This window comes from Streptomyces sp. NBC_00237 (assembly GCF_026342435.1).
Classification (GTDB): Bacteria; Actinomycetota; Actinomycetes; order Streptomycetales; family Streptomycetaceae; genus Streptomyces.
The window spans coordinates 668,832-689,264 of sequence record NZ_JAPEMT010000001.1 but is presented as its reverse complement, the minus strand read 5'-3'; the positions used below and the strand labels follow the sequence as shown (position 1 = coordinate 689,264).

Sequence of the window (20,433 nt, the reverse complement as noted above, 5' to 3'; positions counted from 1 at the left end):
TTTCTTTTGGCATGATCCCCCTGGCAGGCAGTATAGAAAGCGCTTTCTACGCTGGATGGGCAAGCAACGCTACGGGGGTGGACGCGGATCATGGCCAGGATCCTCACCGTCACGCTGAACACCGCACTCGACCTCACCCACCACGTCCCCGAACTCGTCCCCCACACCTCCCACCGCGTCACGGACGTGAGGGAACGCCCCGGCGGCAAGGGCCTCAACGTGGCGCGCGTGCTCTCCGCCCTCGGCCACGACACGATCGTCACGGGCTTCGCGGGCGGCTCCACCGGCGAGGTCCTCCGCACCCTCCTCGCCGCCGAACTCCCCGCCGACGCGCTGGTCCCCACCGCCGGGAACACCCGCCGCACCCTCGCGATCGTCGACGCGTCGACCGGCGACACGACCCAGCTCAACGAGCCGGGACCGACGATCAGCCCCTCCGAGTGGGAGTCCTTCCTCCTCTCGTACGAGTCCCAGCTGAGCGGCGGCACGGCGGCGGTGGCCCTCTGCGGGAGCCTGCCGCCCGGCATCCACGTGGGCGCGTACGCCGACCTGGTCCGCCGCGCCAGGGCGGCCGGGGTCCCGGTCCTGCTGGACACCAGCGGGGAACCCCTGTTGCGGGGCATCGCCGCCCGCCCCGATCTGGTCAAGCCGAACTCCGACGAGCTCTTCCAGCTCACGGGGTCGCGGGACGCGTACGCCGCGTCGGCGGAGGCACGGAGGAAGGGGGCGCACGCGGTGGTGGCCTCGCTCGGCCCGGACGGCATCCTCGCCAGCACCGACGCGGGGGTGTGGCAGGCCACGCCTCCTGCGCTGGTGCGAGGGAACCCCACCGGGGCCGGTGACTCGGCGGTGGCCGCTCTTCTGGACGGTCTGGTACGCGGCCTCCCCTGGCCGGAGCGGATCGCCCGGGCGGTGGCCCTGTCGGCGGCGACGGTCGCCGCTCCCGCCGCAGGCGAATTCGACACGGAGACCTACGCCTCCCTACTCCCCCAAGTCAAGGTCACCCAACGGACTGCGGGCCCCACACTTCCGTGACCACCGGGCTCGCCTCGCCCCCTTGGGCGGCGAGGCCGCCCAGCCCCCTTGGGCTCCGCCCTCCGCCCAGCCCCCTTGGGCTCCGCCTCCGCTTCCGCCCAGCCTCCTTGGGCGGCGGGGCCGCCCCCCGGGGGCGGAACGGGCGGGCAAGGGGGCGGCCCCCTCCGCTCCGGGCCCACCCCGGAGCACCCCCGCCCAGCCCCGCTACCGCCCGCCCCCTCCGAGGGAGCCCCGCTCCACCCCGTACCGCCCCACCCAGAACAGGAACCCCTCCCATGCCCCTCCACCCCACCGGCGACCTCATCGCCGCCGCCACAGCCCAAGGCACCGCCCTCGCCGCCTTCAACGTCATCACCCTCGAACACGCCGAAGCCATCGCGGCCGGAGCCGAACAAGCCAACTCCCCCGCCGTCCTCCAGATCTCCGAGAACGCCGTCAGGTTCCACGGCGGCAACGTCCTCGCCATCGCCGCCGCAGCCGCCGCCGTCGCCCGCTCCTCCTCGGCCCCGCTCTCCCTCCACCTCGACCACGTCGTCTCCGTCGAGCTCCTGCACGCCGCCCACGAGGCAGGCTTCAGCTCCGCGATGTTCGACGCCTCGAAGCTGAGCTACGACGACAACGTCAAGGCCACCGCCGAAGCCGTCCGCTGGGGCCACCGGCGCGGCATCTGGATCGAGGCCGAACTCGGCAAGGTCGGCGGCAAGGAAGGGGAGGCCGCACTCGACGCGCACACCCCCGGGGTAAGGACCGACCCCCAGGAGGCCGCCACTTACGTCGCGGACACCGGCGTCGACGCCCTCGCCGTCGCGGTCGGCTCCTCGCACGCCATGACCGAACGCACGGCCACCCTCGACCACACCCTGATCGCCGCGCTCAAGGAGGCCGTCCCGGTCCCCCTCGTCCTGCACGGCTCCTCCGGTGTCCCGGACGACGAGATCCGCCGTGCCGTGGCCGCCGGAATGGTCAAGATCAACGTCGGCACGGCCCTCAACACGGCCTTCACGGGCGCGGCCCGCGCGTACCTGGAGGCGAACCCCTCCACCGTCGACCCGCGCAAGTACCTCACCCCCGGCCGCGACGCGATGGCCGCGACGGTGGCGCACTTCCTGACGACGGTCAAGTAGCAAGCAGCGCGCACGCGAAGGCCCCCGCCGGAACACTCAGTCCCGACGGGGGCCCACCTCGCTGTTTCGTCCTACTGCTTCTTCAGCGGCTGCAACGCCACTCTGTCCAGGTTGACCTCACACCCGGCCGGGCACGAGATCACGAACGTGTTCTCGCCCTGCTTGGCGCTCACCTGGGCCCAGGTGTTGGTCCAGCCCTTGTCCCAGGCGTCGGCCTGAGCATTGGCGAAGTTCTTCATCCGCAGCCCGGTCTGGTGCGGCTTGCCGTTGACCGTCAGGTCGGCCTTGGTATCGCGGCCCGGCACTCCGTAATCGACGGACAGCTTGTACTGACCCGCCTCCGGCACCTTCACCGTCCACGTCGCCGACGAATTCGGCTGGCTCAGCGGCACGTACGTCTTCGAATCGGACGTCGCCCCCGGCACGTCCTTCACCGCACTCAGCCCCGGCGACAGCATCAACAGCGCCGCATCCGACTTCGGCAGCTCCGTCGGCGGCTTGTCGCCCTCGGTCGGCTCCGCCGTCGGCGACGGCTTCTGCTGCTGGCCCGAGGTCGCGCCGTCCTTGCCGGACGCCTTGTCCTCCGGCTTGTCCTTGCCGTTGATCAGCGCCACACCGATGCCGATCACCACGGCCGCGACCACCGCGATCGCGCCGATCAGCAGCCCCCGGGTGTTGGGCCCGCGCCCGCGCCCGCCGCGCCCCTGGTCGCCCGGCGACTCGGCCGGACCGCGAGGGGCGCCGCCCGGCTGCGTCTCGGGGGCCGCGTAGTGCGCGTTGGGCTGCCCGTACTGCTGCTGTCCCGGCTGGCCCTGCTGCGGGAACGCCTGGGTCGCCTGACCCTGGCCCTGCTGGCCCTGACCCTGCTGCCCGTACTGGCGCTCGCCGACCGGCCGGACCTGGTTGTACGACGTCCTGGGGACCCCGCGCTGCGACGACGCGCTCGGGTAGCCGTAGCCGCCGCCCGAGCTCGGCGGCTGAGCGCCCGCCGCACGTCCGTCCTCGTAGAGGTAGCCGAACGGATCGTCGTCCTCAGGCGTGCCCGTGCCGTTGTTCGCGGCCGTCATCCCAGCGTCACTCCTCACCATGTTTCCGCCAGCATCGCCGACCGGGCGAGCCTACCTGGTGCGCGCGAACGCCCTCTGGGACGTTGAACACAGCATGCACCGGGGGAAGTGCGGGGAGGAACGCGCGCGGGAGCTACCCCGGAGCCGTCCCGAAGCCACCCCGGAGCTATCCCGCGCGCCGGTGCACTTTCGAACGGGACCGCTTCTCGATGTACATCCGCTGGTCGGCGGACTGGAGGACTTCCTCCACCGTCATCCCGCACTCCGCCCACCCGATGCCGAAGCTCGCCCCGACCCGGACCGCGCGCCCGTCCACCCGGATCGGCGGGATGATCGCGTTGCGCAGCCGGACCGCGAGATCAGCCGCGTCCGCGTTGCCAAGACCGTCCGCCAGCACCACGAACTCGTCACCGCCGAGCCGCGCCACAGTGTCGCCGTCCCGGACACAGGTGGTCAGTCGTCGTGCCACTTCGATCAGAACCGCATCACCGGCCTGGTGCCCGAAGCGGTCATTGATGGACTTGAAGCCGTCGAGGTCGCAGAACAGCACCGCGAGCCCCTTCGTGCCGTCGTCGGGATGCCCGGGGGCGCCCTCCCCCGCACCTTCCTGAGGCGCGACCGTGTGCACGTGGTGGTCGTAGAAACCGGGGTCGCCCTCCTCCATCAGCCCCATGGAGCCGGCGGAACCCATCGGGTTCGCCGAGCCCCTCGGGCTCATCGGGTCGCCGTAGAACCCGTCGTCGTACGCCACCGGTCCACCACTGCCGTCGCCGTACGTCAGCCCCTGGTCGTACGCACCGTCGTACGCCGCGTCCAGCGCCTCCACCGCCGTCGCGCGCACCGCGTGCGGGCGACGGCACAGGCGGGCGGAGAGCCGGGCCCTCAGCTCCGCGCTGTTGGGCAGGCCGGTGAGGGAGTCGTGGGAGGCGCGGTGCGCGAGGTGCAGTTCGTGCCGCTTGCGCTCCTCGATGTCCTCGACGTGGGTGAGGAGGAAGCGGGGCCCGTCGGCGGTGTCGGCGACGACGGAGTTGCGCAGGTTGACCCAGACGAAGCTGCCGTCGCGGCGCTGGAGGCGGAGTTCGGCGCGCCCGCCCTCCGCCGACGTGCGCAGCAGCGTACCGACGTCCTCGTGGTGGACGAGGTCGGCGAAGGAGTACCGGCGCATGGCGGAGGCGGGGCGGCCCAGCAGGCGGCACAGCGCGTCGTTCGTGCGCAGCAGGCGGCCGTGCTGGTCGCCGCCCATCTCGGCGATGGCCATGCCGCTGGGCGCGTACTCGAAGGCTTGGCGGAAGGATTCCTCACTGGCGCGCAGGGCCTGCTGTTCCCGCTCCAGGCGGACCAGGGCGCGCTGCATGTTCGACCTGAGCCGAGCGTTGGTGATGGCGATGGCGGCCTGGGAGGCGTACATCGTGAGCGCTTCCTGGCCCCATGCGCCGGGGCGGCGTCCGCCGCGCGGGCGGTCGACGGAGATCACGCCGATCAGTTCGCCCTCGCCGCCCGATGCGTACATCGGCGCGTACAGGCGGTCTCTGGGGTGCCATTCGTCGGCGAAGCGCGGATCGGGCCCCTCCGTGTGCCACTGCGGAACGTCGTCCTCCATCAGCACCCAGCCCTCGTGGTGCGGGATGAAGTGGAGTGCGCCCCACCGCTCGCCCATCAGCAGCCGCCGCTCCCACGAGCCGCGCGAGCCGACCCGGCCGGTGATGAGGGCCTCGGCCGCGGTGTTCCCCGCGAAAGCGGCCACGACGAGATCACCGTCGGGACGTACGAGATTCACACACGCCAGCTCGTATCCGAGACCGGTGACGATGCCGTCGGCGACGGCCTGCACGGTGTCCGACAGACTGCGTGCGGTGTTGAGGTCAGCGACCACCTGGTGCAGTTGCCGCAGGGTCGCAAGACGGACGTACGGCTCCGACTCGGCCTCCATGGCCCGCTCCCCGAGACCTCGACAGCAACGACAGCAACTCCAGGCTTCTCATCGTCCGATTGCCACCGCCACTGAATCACAGCGCGCCTCCCTCCCGGTACACAGGGTTAACAAATACTTCCTTCTGTGACTCAAGTCACAAGCCAGTAGCGGAAGTTCATGTTGCACTTGTGGGAGCGCTCCCGCCCTGTTCCGGGCACCCGTGTGGCCGAAAACGGGCGGCGAACGGAGGACACGGGACGCGTCCCCCGCAGACCTCGCGCACCCGGGACCCCCGCGGGACCTAGGTCCCGTCTGGTCCCTCTGCCCGATGTGCCCGGCACATGGTCCCGCCTAGCGTTGATCATGTGTTGCAGACGACTGAAGCCACCCCGCAAAGCACCCTCCCTTCACCCCGCCCGTCCCTGATCCCCCATCCTGAGGGGGTGAGCGATGACGAGTTCCGCGCTGCGATGTCCCGCTTGACGGCGGGCGTGACGCTGGTGACGGCCCATGACGAGGACGGCGGCCCGCGCGGCGAGGACGTCGGGATGACGGCGACCGCCTTCATGTCGGTGTCCCTGGAACCACCGCTGGTGATGATCAGCCTGCGCAACGGCTCCCGCATGGACGACCTGCTGGAGGAGCAGCCCCTGTGGGCGGTCTCCCTGCTCTCCGAGAGCCAGCGGCACATCGCGGGGCGGTTCGCGATGAAGGGCCGTCTGAGCGACCGGCTCCTCTTCGAGGACATCCCGTGGAAGCGCGGCGAGGTGTCGGGTGCGCCGCTCGTGGGGGGCGCGCTGGCGGTCGTGGAGTGCCGTACGGAACAGCGCGTGGTGGCGGGCGACCACACCCTGGTGATCGGCCGCGTCCTGGCCGTGGATCTGCCGAGTACGGACGGCGGCCCGCTGACGTACTTCCGGGGCAGGTACCGCCAGCTGAGCTGAGCGCCCGGGACCTGTCCCTACGGGTCCCAACGGGTCCTTACGGGCTCAGTCCCAGCTGCGTCCGGACCGGCCGCCCTTGGTCTGGCTCCGCTGCTTCTTCTCCCGCAGCCGCCGCTCGTTGATCCCCCGTGGGATCTTGGTCGCCCGCCTCGGCTTGGGCGGTGGCGCGGACGCCTCCGCGAGCAGCGAGGCGAGCCGTACGGCGGCCGTCTCCCGGTTCCTCCACTGCGAGCGGTGCTCAGCGGCCTGTACGGAGACGACACCGTCGACCAGCCTCCCGGCCAGCCGCTCCAGGGCGCGCGCCTTCCACACCTCGGGCAGCGCTTCCGTCTTCGCGAGGTCGAAACGCAGCTCGACGCGGGTGTCGGAGGTGTTCACGTGCTGCCCGCCCGGCCCCGACGACCTGGAGAAACGCCACATGAGCTCGGCCTCCGGGAGGGAGACGGAGCCACGGATGACGTAGGGACCAGACATGCGTCCATAGTCCCTGCTCGCAGCGGGTCCGTCACACCGTTTTCGGGGTACGGGTGTGCGCTTCGGCAAAGAAAGTAAAGAGAACCGGGCGATGCTGGAACTTCCTGGGCCCCTGGCCGCGTTAGATGGGGTGACGGTAGCTTCGGGACTCATACCGAAGCCCGCACATCACGCACGAGGAAAGGGACATCCCATGGCAGTCAGCCTCAGCAAGGGTGGCAACGTTTCGCTCTCCAAGGAGGCCCCGGGCCTGACCGCCGTCACGGTCGGCCTCGGTTGGGACGTCCGCACGACCACGGGCACGGAGTTCGACCTCGACGCCTCCGCCATCGCGGTGAACCCCGCGGGCAAGGTCTACTCGGACGGCCACTTCGTCTTCTTCAACAACAAGGCGACGCCGGACCAGTCCATCGTGCACACCGGCGACAACCGCTCCGGTGAGGGCGAGGGCGACGACGAGCAGATCAACGTCAACCTGGCCGCGCTGCCCGCCGACGTCGACAAGATCGTCTTCCCGGTCTCGATCTACGACGCGGAGTCCCGCTCGCAGAACTTCGGCCAGGTCCGCAACGCGTACATCCGCATCGTGAACCAGGCCGGCGGCACCGAGCTCGCCCGCTACGACCTGAGCGAGGACGCCGCCACCGAGACCGCGATGGTCTTCGGCGAGCTGTACCGCAACGGCGCCGAGTGGAAGTTCCGCGCCGTGGGCCAGGGCTACGCCTCGGGCCTCACGGGCATCGCCCAGGACTTCGGCGTCAGCGTCTGATCTCCGCCGTACGAGTCCGGGCCGACCGGCCCGTACGCCTCCGAGGGCCCCGGCCGCCAACCCGCTTCAGCGGCGCGGCGACCGGGGCCCTCGGGCGTGCCCGTCCGGGCTCCTGGAGGGCCGCCGCTCCTCCATCTCGTACCGGATGCGGTCCGCCTTGCCGCGTACGACGTCGGCGGGCAGCCCCCGCTCGGGCCGCGCCGTGTACGGCGTGCTCCGGCAGGGCCCGCACAGTCCGCCGGGAAGGGCCTCGGCCGTTCCCGGCACGCCGCACCCCGTGCACTCCACCGCGATCAGCCCTTGCACCGGGCCCGGGAGTTCCGGCGGCATCTCGTTGATCAGGCGCTGCTGCACGAACCCGAAGGGGTGCCGCACCGGCTGGGGCAGGCAGAAGGTCAGCGTCAACACGAACTGCGACTCGCTCATCCCCCGCTTGAACCACTCCCCCGCGAGCGGTGCGAGCGCTTCGCAGGAGGCGGCGGAGAGGGGTAGCCGCGGCTCGGTCCTGGCGATCCGCGCGAGCGCGCTGTACCCGCGCCGCTCCGCCTCCCCCGGCTCGTCCACCGGTACGCCCGGCTCCTTGCCGGACTCGGGCACGTCGTCGCACAGCAACGCCCGCCACCAGTGCTCGTGCCGCGCGGTGCGGGAGAACCAGGTGCGGGTGACCTGCCGGTATCCCTCCCGCTCCACCCACACTTCCTCGACGAAGCGACGCAGGTGCCCGGCGGTGGTGAGGTACTTCAGCGCGCTGCCGACGGCCATCTGCCCGTACCCCTCCATCTCCTTGGCCAGCGTCTTGATGCTGATGTCGGAGCCGTCGGGGAGAAGGTCGATGTACCGGGCAATCGCCGCTTCCCGCCTGGGCAGGTGGGCGAAGGTGCCGCCGTCGAACGGGAGTTGATCGGGCGCCGCCTTCTTCCCGTACCCGGGCTTGGCCATCGGGTGGGCGGGGGCGTGGAGGGTACGACTAAGCTGCTGAATAGCCATGTGGATCGCCTCTATTCGATCTCGCAGTGGTCAGACCCTCATGCGGCTTAGGCCCCGCATGGGGGTCGTCTTGTTGTGACGCACGGTACACGTCCGCAACACATGGTCGCGACCCGATCACAAGAAGTCATCTCGCGGACGCCGTGGGCAAGTTGAAGCCCGCACGCCCGTCACGCGCACGCGTCCCGCGCTCGGGAAAGGGTGGGTGGGCGGGGATCAGTCCCACCCACCCTTCCGAGTAAAGAAGACTCGAATCTCGCCACCCGGGTCTCAAGCTCCCGAGGGGCCCAACGCACCCCGCGCTCAATCGACTTGGGGCACAGTTGGCACACCCGTTCGCTCTTGACGAGGACTCGCCAGCAAGTGATGGTCGTGCAACGACGCGCAATCGACCGGACTCGGGAGATCACCGTGAGACTAAAGTTCGTCGGAATCGACCCGGACACCGGCCAGCAGGGTTCCCCCACCGTGTGGGTGGACGAGGAGACGGCGGAGCTCGTGTTCCAGGGATGGAAGCCCAGCGCTGAACTCCAGGCCGAGTGCGCCAGGTTCGAAGCGCCCGGTCACGCGCCCGGCATTCCGCCGCACGAGGCCGTGATTCGAGTTCCGGCCCGCATGGTGTCCATCATCAGGAAGGCGTGTGATGTCGCAGAACGACGCTCCCAGCTTTGAAGCACTGCTCGCCGCCGCCGAGCACTCCGCATTCCACTTGGAGATGCGTGACACCTACGACGTGGGCGACGAAGCATCCGACTTCGAGCACTGGCGCAACACCGGGGAACGCGACACCGACCCTGACTCGGCCTACTGGGCTCCGTGGGTCGACCTGATCGGCCGCACTGTGGCTCGGGGCGTAACCGTACGGCGGGCCCGCATCGTCTCCGAACCGGTGACCGAGTACATCCGCTACGAACACGCGGGCGCATCGGTCAACGTGCTCGCCGGGGAAGAAGTGCGCTGGCTGCCTCGGAGGCTGGCTTCGGCCATCCCCTTGCCGGGTAACGACTTCTGGCTCTTCGACCGCACCGCAGTACTGTTCAACCACTTCTCCGGCGACGGAGGTTGGGCCGACCCGAAGTGGGAGATGCGCACGGAACCCGAAGTGATCGAACTCGCCGCCCGAGCCTTCGGGCTCGTCTGGGAGCATGGCATCCCGCACGCAAAGTACGCGGTCTGACCGCATCGTCCACTGGAAGCCTCGCCTTGCCCGCAGCCTCGTCCGCCGCACAAGCAGCCCGCGAAGCCCTCGCCGCTCGGCTGGGGGAACTACGTCGTGCGGCTGGGCTGTCGGGCCGCGATCTGGCACTGCGGTGCGGTTGGAGCCCGGCGAAGTCCTCCCGCATCGAGCACGCCAAGACCCCGCCGTCCGATGCGGATGTCAGGGCTTGGTGCACGGCATGTGATGCCGAGGACCAGGCCCCTGACCTGGTGGCCGCCAACCAGCAGGCCGACCAGATGTACGTGCACTGGAAGCGGCTTCACCGGCACGGTATGCGTCGCGCTCAGGAGGAGATAGTCCCGCTGTACGAAGGGACCCACAGCTTTCGGGTGTACTGCTCCAACGTCGTGCCGGGAATGCTCCAAACCGAGGCTTACGCGACCGCGCTGCTGTCGACGATCGCCACGTTCCAGGACACCCCCGACGACTCCCCTGAGGCCGCCGCCGCGCGTGTGGCACGTTCGCACGTCGTCCAGGACGGCAAGCGCCGGTTCGCCTTCCTCGTAGAAGAGACGGTTCTGCGCTACCGCATCGGCGACGCCCGGACGATGGCTGGCCAGCTTGGCTACCTGCTCGCCGTCATGGCCCTGCCGAACGTCAGCCTCGGGATCATTCCCTTCACCGCGAGTCGACGCGTCTGGCCACTCGAAGCCTTCTACCTGTTTGACGGACACAGGGTGAGCGTGGAGTTGCTGACCGCCGCTGTGAACGTCACTGCACCCAGCGAAGTAGCCGTCTACGCGAAAGCCTTTGCCAAGCTGTCCCCGATGGCCGTCCACGGGGCGGCGGCGCGCTCTCTCATCACGGAGGCAATCGCCGCGCTCGAAAAGCCCGCATGCAAGCTCGCGCAAGAACGTAGAACGGCAACATGACCCGCTTCTAGCCTCATGAGCATGGCCAACACACCGGTCGCCCCACACGGCACCGTCAAGTCCGCCCTCGCCGAGGCCCAGCACGCCGTCGACCTCCTCACTCAGGCCCTCACCGCCGCGCAGGTCACCCTCCCCTCGCTGCGGATCGACCTGACCGGCGCGACTTCTGGTCGCCCCCTGGTCGAGCTCGGCCGTCTCCACGCCGGAGAAGCCCTCCGACTCGCCCAAGCCCTCCGGCCCGGCAGCCCACGCATGGGCACACACGGTGACGGCAAGGGCGGGTCCGACGGGGACAAGCAGCAGTCGCCCCGCGAGTCGGACGGACAGTGGAACCGTCCCGTCTCGAATCCGCCGAAGAAGGATGAAGGGAAGGGAAAGTGAGCTCACCCGAAGAGCTGCTACGAATTCTCACCAACAAGGCGACTGTGGAATCGAGTTGGCGCGAGGTGGTCGCCTCCGTGCCCCGGGCCGCGTTCCTGCCGGAAGTGGTGGAGACTCCGTCCAGAACCGTTTCGCGCCAGGACGACCCGAATGCCTGGCTGGCTGCCGCCTACGACGACCTGCCCCTGATCACGCAGGTGAACGACGGACGGGAGCCCGACGAAGGGGCCTACCGGCTACCCACCTCGTCCAGTTCCTCCCCCTCGCTGATGTTGCAGATGCTCGGGCTGCTCGACGTACGGGACGGGCATCACGTACTGGAGCTGGGCACCGGTACCGGCTATCACGCGGCCTGGCTCGCGCGCCGACTGGGCGACGACCGGGTGACCTCCGTGGAGATCGATCCCGTGCTCGCGGAGGCCGCCGCAAAGAACCTCGCGGAGGCCGGGTTCCGGTCCCGGGTGGTGTGCGGCGATGGGGACGCCGGATGGGCGGACTGTGCTCCGTACGACCGGGTGGTCGCCACCTATGCAGTGCCGTCGGTCCCGTACGCATGGGTCGAGCAGAGTGTCGCCCCGGACGGGCGGATCGTAACGCCCTGGGGCGGGAGCTTCTTCCCGTACTCGTTCGCGACGCTGGAGGTACGCAGGAGGAGGGCCGATCCACCGGTCGCCCAGGGGCGGTTCAGCGGATATCCGGCGTTCATGCGGAGCCGCAACAACCGCCCCCCACGCGGATTCCTGGCCGACTTCCTGCACCACCGGGGGAAGGAGCAGACAGGTAGGACACAACTGTGCCCGCGTGTCCTGGCGGCGGACGCGGACGCCCAATTCTGGGTAGGGCTGGAACTGCCGGATGCCTGGTACCTGCTGGCGGAAGCCGATGACGGCAGTGGGGAGGCGACGTTGTGGGTGCTGGCGGACGACCGTTCGTCGTGGGCCGCTGTCGAGTTCGTACCGGACCGGGAGACATATGAGGTGGGGCAGTACGGGCCGCGGCGACTGTGGGACGAAGTGGAGGCGGCGCACCGGGCCTGGGCCCGCCTCGGCCGTCCCGGGCGCGACCGGGCGGGGCTCAACGTGACGCGGACGGAGGAGTGCGTGTGGCTCGACACCCCGGCGAAGGTCGTTCGTACCCTCCATCACGCTCGCTGACGGAGGCCCGTGTCGACGCCACTACCGCCTGACCTCAGGCCGTGTGCAGCAGCCGGAAGTTCTGGGCCACCACCATCGTGTCGTCGTCGACCGTGAACTCCGGGTCGCCCAGTTCCGCCCGCATCTCCGCACTGTGCCAGAAGGACTCGTGGCCGGTGCGCCAGTCCGCCACGGAGGTGAAGCCCTCACCCTCGTCGACGGCGTGTTGCAGGTCGACGTCCGCGAGGCGGAGGATCCGGACCTCGGTCGTCTCGATCGCTGCGACCCGGCGGCCGTCGGAGTCCACCACGGCCGTCCGGTCGCCCGGCCGGGGCAGGGGATCACCGGCCAGCTCGTAGTCCAGTACGAGACCCGTGGTGGAGGTCTTCTCACCGGACAGGATCGCGGCGACCAGTTGGTCCCGGAGCGGGCCGGGGAAGGCGAATTCCATGACGGGGAGGGCGTTGAGGTCCATGCCGTGCAGGTTACGGAGCCTGCCTTCGGAGGGCTCTCGCATTTACGGGCGAGTCGGGACGCGGCACCTACCACGGGTAACCACAACTCCCCTCCAACCCACACCCGTTGACCGAATATCGGGCAGACTCCGCCACAAATGGACTCTCAACGGACGATCAAGAGGCAAGAGATGGTCAAAAAGTTGTGAGGCAATTGTCGGCACACGGTCATCCCCTGCCGATCAGTGTCACTCTCACATCGCTCAGCTCATACCCCCCACGGAACGAGTGATGGAGAGCGCATGACCCCCCACGTTTCACGGAAGAACTCTGTCCGCGCCGCGGCCCTCGCCGCCGCAGCCGCCATGGTCGTCGTCGGCGTCCAGGCCGGTACCGCCACCGCCGCCCCCGAGAAGGCGCAGCAGGCACAGGTCCCCACGGCCTCCGCCTCCGCCGCCGCCGTACGGGCGACCGCCATCGCATCCGCCCAGGTCAACGCCGGTTCGGCGGCCAGAAGCCTCGGGCTCGGCGCGGGTGAGAAGCTCGTCGCGCGCGATGTCATCAAGGACGCGAACGGGACGGTGCACACCCGTTACGAGCGGACGTACGACGGACTGCCCGTCCTCGGCGGTGACCTCGTCACGCACGTCGCCAAGGGCGGAAAGCTCAAGGGCGTCGACAAGGCGACCGACGCGAAGATAGCCGTGGCGTCGACGACGCCGAAGCTGAAGTCGGCGGCCGCCGCCCGCAAGGTGATCTTCGCGCTCAAGGGCACGCCCGTCCTCGCCTTCGAGACCGTGAAGACGGGCACGAAGAAGGACGGCACGCCGAGCAGGCTGCACACCGTCACCGATGCCAACACCGGCAAGACGCTGTACTCGTTCGACGAGATCGAGACGGGCACCGGCAGCAGCATGTACAGCGGTGAGGTGCCGCTGACCTCGACGAAGGGCGGCTCGGGCTTCGACCTGACCGACGGCGAGCGCGGCGGGCACAAGACGTACGACCTCAAGGGCGGGCAGTCCGGCACCGGCACGCTCTTCACCGACGCCGACGACAAGTGGGGCACCGGCAAGCCGGACGACGCCCAGACCGCCGCCGCCGACGCCGCCTACGGCGCGGCCATGACCTGGGACTTCTACAAGGCCGAGCTGGGCCGCAACGGCATCGCCGGTGACGGCAAGGCCGCCTACTCCCGCGTCCACTACGGCAAGGCGTACGTCAACGCCTTCTGGGACGACAGCTGCTTCTGCATGACGTACGGCGACGGCGAGGGCGACAAGAAGCCGCTGACCTCGATCGACGTCGCCGCGCACGAGATGAGCCACGGCCTGACGGCCGCGACCGCGAACCTTGAGTACGCGGGCGAGTCCGGCGGCCTCAACGAGGCGACCTCCGACATCTTCGGCGCGGCCGTGGAGTTCTTCGCCAAGAACAAGGAGGACGTCGGCGACTACCTCATCGGCGAGAAGATCGACATCAACGGGGACGGCTCGCCGCTCCGTTACATGGACAAGCCGAGCAAGGACGGCCAGTCGCTCGACTACTGGGACGAGAAGGCGGGTGACGTCGACGTGCACTACTCGTCCGGCATCGCCAACCACTTCTTCTACCTGCTGGCCGAGGGCAGCGGCGCCAAGGAGATCAACGGCGTGAAGTACGACTCGCCGACCAAGGACGGGTCGAAGGTCACCGGCATCGGCCAGGACAAGGCATACAAGATCTGGTACAAGGCGCTGTCGACCTACATGACGTCGACGACCGACTACAAGGCCGCCCGTGAGGCGACCCTGAAGGCGGCGACCGACCTGTACGGGGCCGACGGCGTCGAGGCGAAGACCGTGGCCGCCGCCTGGACCGGGGTCAACGTCAAGTAATCAAGTAGGCGTCAGACGTTGGGAGTTGCGGGGCGCTCGCCCCCGTAGAGCCAGACGTCCCAGACCGCCGACAGATCCGCGTCCGTCTTCTCCTCGACGAACGCGGTGAAGTCGGCGGTCGACGCGTTCTTCCCCCGGTACTTCGCGGGCCACTCCTCCAGGATCTCGAAGAAGGTGTCGTCGCCGACCGCCTGGCGGATCTTGTGGAGGACCATGGCCGCGCCCTCGTACACGGGCGCGTCCGTCACCTTCGAGGGTCCGGGCGGGCTCGCGGGCGGGAACTCCCAGTTGGCGTCCACCGCGAAGGCCGCCTCGAAGGACTCCTGCACCGTGTCGCCGCCCTCGATCTCGTCCTCCTCGTACAGCCACTCGGCGTACGTCGCGAAGCCCTCGTTCAGCCAGATGTCCTTCCAGCTCCTGGGTGTGACGGAGTTGCCGAACCACTGGTGGGCGATCTCGTGGAGCTGCGCGTCTTCGAGTGAGCCGTCATTGCCCGTGACGCCTGAGTAGACCGGCTTGGTCTGCGACTCCAGCGCGTAGCCGATGTCCTGCTCGGGGACGACGACCGACCCGATCGAGCCGAAGGGATACGGGCCGAAGTACGTCACGGCCCAGTCCATCAAGTCCGGGATCTGCTTGCGGAGTTCGAGGCTCCCGGCGTCGACGGACCTCTCGGCCGCCGCGTACACCGGGACGGTCCGCCTGGGCGTCTTCCCGTCGGCCTCGAACTCGGCGGTGGCCTTCGACTCCCACACCGCGAAGTCGCCGACCGCGACCATGGCGAGGTAGCTGGCCATGGGCTCGCGCGTCTGCCAGTCGAAGGTGGTGCGGCCGTTCGACGTGACGGGCGGACTCCTCAACTCCCCGTTGGAGATGGCCTTCTGGCCCTCCGGGACGGTCACCTTGATGTCGTACGTCGCCTTGTCGGAGGGGTGGTTGTTGCCCGGGAACCAGGCCATGGAACCGGCGGGCTGGCCGACCGCGACCGACAGCTCGCCGTCCGCCGAACGCAGCCAGCCCTCGCGGGCCTTGTCGACGTCCGTGACGACCTGCGGCGTGCCCGAGTACCGCACGACCGCCGTGAAGGTCTCGCCCTCGCGCAGGTCCCGCTTGGGCCGCAGGGTCAGCTCCGTACCGGCCTGACGGGCGGCGGCCTTCTCGCCCCCGACGGTGGCGCTGTCGACCTTGAGCCCCGCCAGGTCGAGGTTGAACGCGCTGAGGCCCTGGGTGGCCTTCGCGGTGAGGGTGGCGGTGCCCTTGAGGCGGTGGGCGGCGGGGTCGTAGTCGAGGTCGATGGCGTAGTGGGTGACGTCGTAGCCGCCGTTGCCCAGCTTGGGGAAGAGGGAGTCGCGCAGGCCGTGCGTGCCGGGGGTGCCGGTCGGCACCCCCTCGCCGGTGCAGCCGGACACCGCGAGGAGGAGGGCCGCGAGGGGGGCGGCCAGCGTGGTGCGGGGGCTCGGGAGGGGGCGGCGGCTGCGGGAGGGCATCCCCCGATCCTAGGCGGGGCCCCGGCGCCTCGGAGCCCCGGCGACGGCCCGCCCGGCGGTCACGGGACCAAGACGACCTTGCCGATGGTGCGCCGGTTCTCCAGGTCGTCGTGCGCCCTGGCCGCCTCCGCGAGCGGGTAGAGCTGGACGGCCGGGCGGAGCGCGCCCTCGGCGGCCAGGGCCAGGGAGCGGGTCTCCAGGATGCGGATGGCGTCGGGGCCGCCGCCCGCCTTGGCCAGCATGACCGGGCCGAGGACGACCTCGGAGGTGATGGCGCGCTCGGCGAGTTCGGCGTCGGTGAAGGTGAGGGGTTCGCCGTCGTGGACGCCCTTGCCCGACCAGCCGAAGACGAGGTGCTTGCCGCCGGGGGCGAGCAGGTCGACGGCGGCCAGACCCGTGTCGCCGCCGACCGAGTCGAAGACGATCGTCGCCCCGCCGATGCCCCGCTCGGCGAGGAACTGCGCGACCTCGTCCTGCCAGTCCGGGCGGGTGTAGTCGACGGCGAGGTCCGCGCCGTTCTTCTCGACGAGGGCGACCTTGGCGGGCCCCCCGGCCAGCCCGATGACGGTCCCGCCCGCGTTCTTCACGTACTGCACGAGAAGCGTCCCGATGCCGCCCGCCGCTGCCGGTACGACGGCGACGGTCGCGTTCGTGACCTCGGTGAAGCCGAGGATGCCGAGGGCGGTGCGGCCGGTGCCGATCATGGCGATGGCCTCGGCCTCGGAGAGGTTCTCGGGTACGGGGTGGAGCTTGGCGGCGTCGGTGACGGCCAGCTCGGCATAGCCACCCGGGTTCATGCCCAGGTGGGCGACGACACGGCGGCCGAGCCAGGACGGGTCCGTGCCCTCGCCGAGCGCGTCGACGGTGCCCGCGACCTCGCGGCCGGGGACGGTGGGGAGGGCGGGCGGCTCGGGGAAGGGGCCGGGGTTGCCCCGGCGCAGGGACGTGTCGACGAGGTGCACGCCGGCGGCGGTCACGGCGATCCGCACCTGGCCGGGGCCGGGGGCCGGGTCCTCGGTCTGCTCGTACGAGAGGTTCTCGGCGGGACCGAAGGCGTGGAGGCGGATCGCGTGCATGGTCAACTCCCTTAGTGCGCGGGGCCGTTCGTGGAGGTTCCGGCCGCTTCTCGATCACCCTCACACCTCAAGCGCGATTGAGGTCAAGGGGGCGGGCGGTACGGATACGGGGTGCGCGCATCGCGAGCGAGGCGGCCTCCAGGGCGCTGTTGAACGAGACTTCGGCGAGCAGCCCCGGCGCGGCGACTTGGTCCCCGGCGAGGTAGATCCCGTTCCCCCGGTCGATCGCGGGCCGGTCGCGCCAGGTGGTGCCGGGCAGGTCGAGGGCGCCGGTGCGCCCCGCCGCGAGGGCCTCGGAGCGGTACGTGACACGGTCCCGCCAGCCGGGCATGCCGAGGTCGAGGAGCCGCTCGCCGCGCGCGATGCCAACGGCCTTCGACTCCCCCTCCCCGATGGGGAATTGGGCCTGCACGAGGTGCTCACCGGCCGGGGCGAGGGTCCGGTCCTGGGCGGTGAACCGCTCCACCCACCCCGGCGCGTCCAGGTCGGACACGATGAACGCGTCGCCGCGCCGGGCCCGCAGACCGAGGTCGAGGAGCGCGGTCCGCCCGCTCTCCCAGGTCAGGGAGTCGTCACCGAGCAGGGTGCGGGCGGCGGCGAGCGAGGTGGCGACGACGACGGGCCCGCGCCCGGCGGCTTCGGCGAGGCCGGAGGGGGTGACACGGGACGAGGTCTCGATGCGCACACCGAGCGACCGGGCCCGCCCCACGAGCCCGTCCACCACGGAACTCCACCCGCCCACCGGGTACTTGGCCTCGGGCGGCATGGCCAGCACCCGGTGCAGGCGCTCCTGGACGAAGCGGGCGGAGAGGATGCCGGGGTCGTGGTGGAAGAGGGCGACCCCGGCGGCGTTCGCGGCGAACCGGGCATGGCGTTCGCCGACGAGGGCGGCCGCCCAGGAGAAGAAGTCCTCCTCGACGGGGGCCTGTTGGGGGTCGCGGCGGCCGAGACGCATCACGGGCAGCGGGGGCATGCGGTGGAGGGAGCCGTCGCGGTGGAAACGGGTGCGGGCGGCGGCGCTGAGGGGCACGGCCGAGGCGGGCCCGACGAGGTCGCGCTGCTGGAGCCAGGTCCAGAGGGGGCCGCGCGAGTAGAGGGCGTGCGGCCCTTCGTTGGTCTTGTACGGACTGTCGCCGGTGGCGGTGCGGGCGCGTCCGCCGGGGTCGCGGTGGGACTCGTGGAGGGTGACGGGGGCGCCGGACTCGGCGGAGGTGATGGCGGTGACGAGACCGGCGAGGCCGCCGCCGATGACGGTGAGGGGGGTGGTGTCGGCCATGGTGTCTGCTCCCGGTGGGTGGGTGAGTGGATGGGTGGCGTGCTGTGGATGGGTGGTGCGCTGCCTTCGGGAGGGGGACGGATCGGGGCCGCCGGGATGTGACATCCGGCCCGGGGCCTCTTGCGCGACCGCTCGCCGGGGCGTTGTCAGTGGGGTGCGGCAGCATGGGTGCATGGCACGCGATGCGAAGAAGAACCAGGTCCCTGCCGTACGGCGCGCGGAGGTGCGGCTCCCGGAGCTGCTGCCCTTCGAGGGCGGGGAGCTGGAGTCGGAGGGGGACTACGACGGGTTGGAGCTGCGGGACCTGGACTTCGCCGGGCAGGAGGGGCGGGGCGCGAGGTTCATGGACTGCGGTCTGTACGGGGTGGGGCTTGACGAGACGCGGCTGGGTCGGGCGCGCTTCATGGACTGCGTACTGGAGCAGGTTCGCGGCGTCGGGACGCAGCTGGCGGAAGCGTCCCTGCGGGACGTGGAGGTGGTGGACGCGCGGCTGGGCGGTACGCAGCTGCACGGGTCCGGGTGGGAGCGGGTGGTGGTGCGGGGCGGAAAGATCGACTTCATGAACCTGCGGAAGGCGAGGCTGACGGACGTCGTCTTCGAGGGATGCGTGCTGGTGGAACCGGACTTCGGGGACGCACGGCTGACCCGGGTGGAGTTCCGGGACTGCGTACTGAAGGGGGCGGACTTCACGGGCGTGACGATGAACGACGTCGACCTGCGGACAGTGGCTCAGCTGGAGATCGCGAGGGGAGTGGAGAGGCTGAGGGGAGCGGTGGTGAGCCCGACCCAGCTCCTGGACCTGGCTCCGGTCTTCGCGGCGGCGATGGGAGTACGGGTCCTCAGCCCGTCCGGCGATTGAGGACGCGCGGGCGGACCCAACTCAGCCCGTCCGGCGATTGAGGACGCACAGGCGAACCCACCTCAGCCCGTCCGGCGATTGAGGACGCACAGGCGAACCCACCTCAGCCCGTCCGGCGATTGAGGACGCGCGGCGAAGCCGTGCAGGGGGCGAGGGGCGTAGCCCCCATCAGTGACCCCGGCCCCGGCCCCGGCAGAAAGCAAAACCCGCCCCCGACCGGCCCGAGGTCAGCTCACGCGGGGAAACTTGGCCTGGAGCGTCCACAGCGCCGGATTGTCCGCCAGCCCCTCGTGCATGTCGGTCAGATCCGCGATCAGATCGTGCAGGAAGTCCCGCGCCTCGCGCCGCAGCACCCGGTGCCCGAAGGTCAGCGGAGCCTCCTCGACCGGCATCCAGTCCGCCTCGACGTCCACCCACCCGAACCGCCGCTCGAAGAGCATCCGGTCCGTCGACTCCGTGAAGTCGAGCTCCGCGTACTGCCGGTTCGCGGACCGGTTCCCGCGCGGGTCCTGATCCAGCTGCTCCACGATGTCGCACAGCGCCCACGCGAAGTCGAGCACCGGCACCCATCCCCAGGCTGTGGAAACCTCCCGGTCCGCCTTGACGTCGGCGAGGTACACGTCCCCGCAGAACAGGTCGTGCCGCAGCGACCGCACATCCGCACGGCGGTAGTCCGTCTGCGGAGGATCGGGGAAGCGGCGGGAAAGGGAGTAGCCAATGTCGAGCACGTTCCCGATGGTCGCACGGGAGGGGGTGGGGCGGAGAAACGTATCCGCTCACACGTTCGGGTGAAGGAGGGGAGTTCCGGGCAGGCGGCCCGGCCTACCCTGAGAGAGTCGCGCTGCGCGAAGGAGGTCCGCCATGGCACTGCCCGCACCCGAGTGGGACGCGTTCGAGTTCGAGGACGAGTCCGACGAGTTCCAGGACAAGAACCCGGCCATGTCGGTCGACGAAGCCTTCGACATGTTCAGCGCCGTCGCCCCCAAGGGCTGGCGCGTGGAATTGATCGAAGGGGACATCCACATGACGCCTCCCGCCAACGGCGAGCACGAAGAAATCGTCTCCGAGATCAGTGGGCAGGTCCGCGACCACCACCGCAAACTGGGCCGGTACACAGGGGTCGGCCTCGACGTCCCCGGTGCCTCCAAGACCGGCAAGGTCATCCCCGACCTCGTCATCGCCCCCAAGGGCAGCTTCGACGACACGCTGGAGTTCCACGACTCCTCCCCAGTCGTCCTCGTCGCCGAGGTCACTTCCTCCTCCACCGTCGGCAACGACCGCGTCAAGAAGCTCCGGGGCTACGCCCGCGCCGGGATCCCCGTGTACCTGCTCATCGACCGTGAGGCGGGCAAGGCCGTCCTGTGCACGGAACCCGCAGGTGACGACTACGTCAACAAGGTTCCGTACGACATGCCCGGCAAGGTTCCGCTGCCCGCACCGCTCGGCTTCGACCTCGACACGAGCGAGTTCTGACCCTCTCCCCCGC

The 20,433-nt window shown here is 70.2% G+C and carries 21 protein-coding genes; 12 read left to right on the top strand and 9 right to left on the bottom strand.

Annotated elements, in window-relative coordinates:
* Positions 1-90: 90 nt before the first annotated feature.
* Positions 91-1,035 carry a 1-phosphofructokinase family hexose kinase gene (locus tag OG897_RS02970; protein WP_266652600.1) on the top strand — a complete coding sequence of 315 codons (945 nt, stop codon included), beginning with the start codon at positions 91-93 and terminating at the stop codon, positions 1,033-1,035.
* 275 nt (positions 1,036-1,310) lie between these two features.
* Positions 1,311-2,159: a class II fructose-bisphosphate aldolase gene (locus OG897_RS02965; RefSeq protein WP_266652598.1), complete on the top strand. Its 849-nt coding sequence runs from the start codon at positions 1,311-1,313 to the stop codon at positions 2,157-2,159.
* A 71-nt stretch (positions 2,160-2,230) separates the two neighbouring features.
* Here OG897_RS02965 and OG897_RS02960 read toward each other — a convergent pair whose 3' ends face one another.
* Positions 2,231-3,226 carry a carbohydrate-binding protein gene (locus tag OG897_RS02960; protein WP_266652596.1) on the bottom strand — a complete coding sequence of 332 codons (996 nt, stop codon included), beginning with the start codon at positions 3,224-3,226 and terminating at the stop codon, positions 2,231-2,233.
* Positions 3,227-3,392: 166 nt separating this feature from the next.
* The gene (cdgB, locus tag OG897_RS02955; protein WP_266652594.1) at positions 3,393-5,156 is read right to left on the bottom strand and encodes a diguanylate cyclase CdgB; all 1,764 of its coding nucleotides are present in this window, start codon (positions 5,154-5,156) and stop codon (positions 3,393-3,395) included.
* 323 nt (positions 5,157-5,479) lie between these two features.
* Between cdgB and OG897_RS02950 the strand changes: the two genes are divergently transcribed.
* Positions 5,480-6,082, top strand: a complete 603-nt coding sequence (locus OG897_RS02950; protein WP_266652592.1) for a flavin reductase family protein — start codon at positions 5,480-5,482, stop codon at positions 6,080-6,082.
* A 45-nt stretch (positions 6,083-6,127) separates the two neighbouring features.
* Here OG897_RS02950 and arfB read toward each other — a convergent pair whose 3' ends face one another.
* Entirely contained in the window at positions 6,128-6,556 is a 429-nt protein-coding gene (gene arfB / locus OG897_RS02945) for an alternative ribosome rescue aminoacyl-tRNA hydrolase ArfB (protein WP_266652590.1), read from the bottom strand.
* Positions 6,557-6,749: 193 nt separating this feature from the next.
* Between arfB and OG897_RS02940 the strand changes: the two genes are divergently transcribed.
* A complete protein-coding gene (locus tag OG897_RS02940) occupies positions 6,750-7,325 on the top strand; it encodes a TerD family protein (protein ID WP_266652588.1) in 576 nt (191 codons plus the stop codon).
* Positions 7,326-7,391: 66 nt separating this feature from the next.
* On the opposite strand, the gene OG897_RS02935 is transcribed toward OG897_RS02940, so the two are convergent.
* Entirely contained in the window at positions 7,392-8,312 is a 921-nt protein-coding gene (locus OG897_RS02935) for a hypothetical protein (protein ID WP_266652586.1), read from the bottom strand.
* A 411-nt stretch (positions 8,313-8,723) separates the two neighbouring features.
* On the opposite strand from OG897_RS02935, the gene OG897_RS02930 reads away from it, so the two are divergent.
* The 5 genes from OG897_RS02930 to OG897_RS02910 are packed head-to-tail and all read left to right on the top strand — an operon-like array spanning position 8,724 to position 11,938.
* Entirely contained in the window at positions 8,724-8,984 is a 261-nt protein-coding gene (locus tag OG897_RS02930) for a hypothetical protein (RefSeq protein WP_266652584.1), read from the top strand.
* Positions 8,956-9,489: a DUF6879 family protein gene (locus OG897_RS02925; RefSeq protein WP_266652582.1), complete on the top strand. Its 534-nt coding sequence runs from the start codon at positions 8,956-8,958 to the stop codon at positions 9,487-9,489. The genes OG897_RS02930 and OG897_RS02925 overlap by 29 nt, the downstream gene beginning before the upstream one ends.
* 26 nt (positions 9,490-9,515) lie before the next feature.
* On the top strand, positions 9,516-10,403 hold the full coding sequence (locus tag OG897_RS02920; protein ID WP_266652580.1) for a helix-turn-helix transcriptional regulator: 888 nt from the start codon (positions 9,516-9,518) through the stop codon (positions 10,401-10,403).
* A 21-nt stretch (positions 10,404-10,424) separates the two neighbouring features.
* Complete coding sequence (locus OG897_RS02915) at positions 10,425-10,784, top strand: hypothetical protein (protein ID WP_266652578.1); 360 nt, start codon at positions 10,425-10,427, stop codon at positions 10,782-10,784.
* Positions 10,781-11,938, top strand: coding sequence for a methyltransferase domain-containing protein (locus tag OG897_RS02910; protein WP_266652576.1), 1,158 nt, complete (start codon positions 10,781-10,783; stop codon positions 11,936-11,938). The genes OG897_RS02915 and OG897_RS02910 overlap by 4 nt, the downstream gene beginning before the upstream one ends.
* Before the next feature lie 34 nt (positions 11,939-11,972).
* On the opposite strand, the gene OG897_RS02905 is transcribed toward OG897_RS02910, so the two are convergent.
* On the bottom strand, positions 11,973-12,392 hold the full coding sequence (locus OG897_RS02905; RefSeq protein WP_266652574.1) for an ASCH domain-containing protein: 420 nt from the start codon (positions 12,390-12,392) through the stop codon (positions 11,973-11,975).
* Between the two features lie 282 nt (positions 12,393-12,674).
* On the opposite strand from OG897_RS02905, the gene OG897_RS02900 reads away from it, so the two are divergent.
* Positions 12,675-14,249: a M4 family metallopeptidase gene (locus OG897_RS02900; RefSeq protein WP_266652572.1), complete on the top strand. Its 1,575-nt coding sequence runs from the start codon at positions 12,675-12,677 to the stop codon at positions 14,247-14,249.
* 11 nt (positions 14,250-14,260) lie between these two features.
* On the opposite strand, the gene OG897_RS02895 is transcribed toward OG897_RS02900, so the two are convergent.
* The 3 genes from OG897_RS02895 to OG897_RS02885 form a co-directional block, all read right to left on the bottom strand.
* On the bottom strand, positions 14,261-15,736 hold the full coding sequence (locus OG897_RS02895) for a M1 family metallopeptidase (RefSeq protein ID WP_266652570.1): 1,476 nt from the start codon (positions 15,734-15,736) through the stop codon (positions 14,261-14,263).
* 59 nt (positions 15,737-15,795) lie between these two features.
* Positions 15,796-16,812 (bottom strand): zinc-binding dehydrogenase, encoded by a 1,017-nt coding sequence (locus tag OG897_RS02890; protein WP_266652568.1) that lies wholly within the window; start codon positions 16,810-16,812, stop codon positions 15,796-15,798.
* A 67-nt stretch (positions 16,813-16,879) separates the two neighbouring features.
* Positions 16,880-18,088, bottom strand: coding sequence for an NAD(P)-binding protein (locus tag OG897_RS02885; RefSeq protein ID WP_266652566.1), 1,209 nt, complete (start codon positions 18,086-18,088; stop codon positions 16,880-16,882).
* Between the two features lie 172 nt (positions 18,089-18,260).
* On the opposite strand from OG897_RS02885, the gene OG897_RS02880 reads away from it, so the two are divergent.
* The gene (locus tag OG897_RS02880; RefSeq protein ID WP_266652564.1) at positions 18,261-18,947 is read left to right on the top strand and encodes a pentapeptide repeat-containing protein; all 687 of its coding nucleotides are present in this window, start codon (positions 18,261-18,263) and stop codon (positions 18,945-18,947) included.
* Between the two features lie 227 nt (positions 18,948-19,174).
* Here the strand turns inward: OG897_RS02880 and OG897_RS02875 are convergent, their stop codons facing one another.
* On the bottom strand, positions 19,175-19,675 hold the full coding sequence (locus OG897_RS02875) for a hypothetical protein (RefSeq protein ID WP_266652562.1): 501 nt from the start codon (positions 19,673-19,675) through the stop codon (positions 19,175-19,177).
* A 211-nt stretch (positions 19,676-19,886) separates the two neighbouring features.
* On the opposite strand from OG897_RS02875, the gene OG897_RS02870 reads away from it, so the two are divergent.
* The gene (locus OG897_RS02870) at positions 19,887-20,420 is read left to right on the top strand and encodes a Uma2 family endonuclease (protein WP_266656510.1); all 534 of its coding nucleotides are present in this window, start codon (positions 19,887-19,889) and stop codon (positions 20,418-20,420) included.
* The last annotated feature ends 13 nt before the right edge of the window (positions 20,421-20,433 follow it).

Bases quoted from the DNA above. Each gene is read 5' to 3' on its own strand.
- OG897_RS02870 (WP_266656510.1), top strand. From the start codon at position 19,887: ATGTCGGTCGACGAAGCCTTCGACATGTTCAGCGCCGTCGCCCCCAAG.
- OG897_RS02880 (WP_266652564.1), top strand. From the start codon at position 18,261: ATGGCACGCGATGCGAAGAAGAACCAGGTCCCTGCCGTACGGCGCGCG.
- OG897_RS02960 (WP_266652596.1), bottom strand. From the start codon at position 3,226: ATGACGGCCGCGAACAACGGCACGGGCACGCCTGAGGACGACGATCCG.
- OG897_RS02915 (WP_266652578.1), top strand. From the start codon at position 10,425: ATGGCCAACACACCGGTCGCCCCACACGGCACCGTCAAGTCCGCCCTC.
- OG897_RS02905 (WP_266652574.1), bottom strand. From the start codon at position 12,392: ATGGACCTCAACGCCCTCCCCGTCATGGAATTCGCCTTCCCCGGCCCG.
- OG897_RS02970 (WP_266652600.1), top strand. From the start codon at position 91: ATGGCCAGGATCCTCACCGTCACGCTGAACACCGCACTCGACCTCACC.
- OG897_RS02940 (WP_266652588.1), top strand. From the start codon at position 6,750: ATGGCAGTCAGCCTCAGCAAGGGTGGCAACGTTTCGCTCTCCAAGGAG.
- OG897_RS02925 (WP_266652582.1), top strand. From the start codon at position 8,956: ATGTCGCAGAACGACGCTCCCAGCTTTGAAGCACTGCTCGCCGCCGCC.
- OG897_RS02935 (WP_266652586.1), bottom strand. From the start codon at position 8,312: ATGGCTATTCAGCAGCTTAGTCGTACCCTCCACGCCCCCGCCCACCCG.
- OG897_RS02895 (WP_266652570.1), bottom strand. From the start codon at position 15,736: ATGCCCTCCCGCAGCCGCCGCCCCCTCCCGAGCCCCCGCACCACGCTG.
- OG897_RS02965 (WP_266652598.1), top strand. From the start codon at position 1,311: ATGCCCCTCCACCCCACCGGCGACCTCATCGCCGCCGCCACAGCCCAA.
- OG897_RS02900 (WP_266652572.1), top strand. From the start codon at position 12,675: ATGACCCCCCACGTTTCACGGAAGAACTCTGTCCGCGCCGCGGCCCTC.
- cdgB (WP_266652594.1), bottom strand. From the start codon at position 5,156: ATGGAGGCCGAGTCGGAGCCGTACGTCCGTCTTGCGACCCTGCGGCAA.
- OG897_RS02885 (WP_266652566.1), bottom strand. From the start codon at position 18,088: ATGGCCGACACCACCCCCCTCACCGTCATCGGCGGCGGCCTCGCCGGT.
- OG897_RS02950 (WP_266652592.1), top strand. From the start codon at position 5,480: ATGGTCCCGCCTAGCGTTGATCATGTGTTGCAGACGACTGAAGCCACC.
- OG897_RS02890 (WP_266652568.1), bottom strand. From the start codon at position 16,812: ATGCACGCGATCCGCCTCCACGCCTTCGGTCCCGCCGAGAACCTCTCG.
- arfB (WP_266652590.1), bottom strand. From the start codon at position 6,556: ATGTCTGGTCCCTACGTCATCCGTGGCTCCGTCTCCCTCCCGGAGGCC.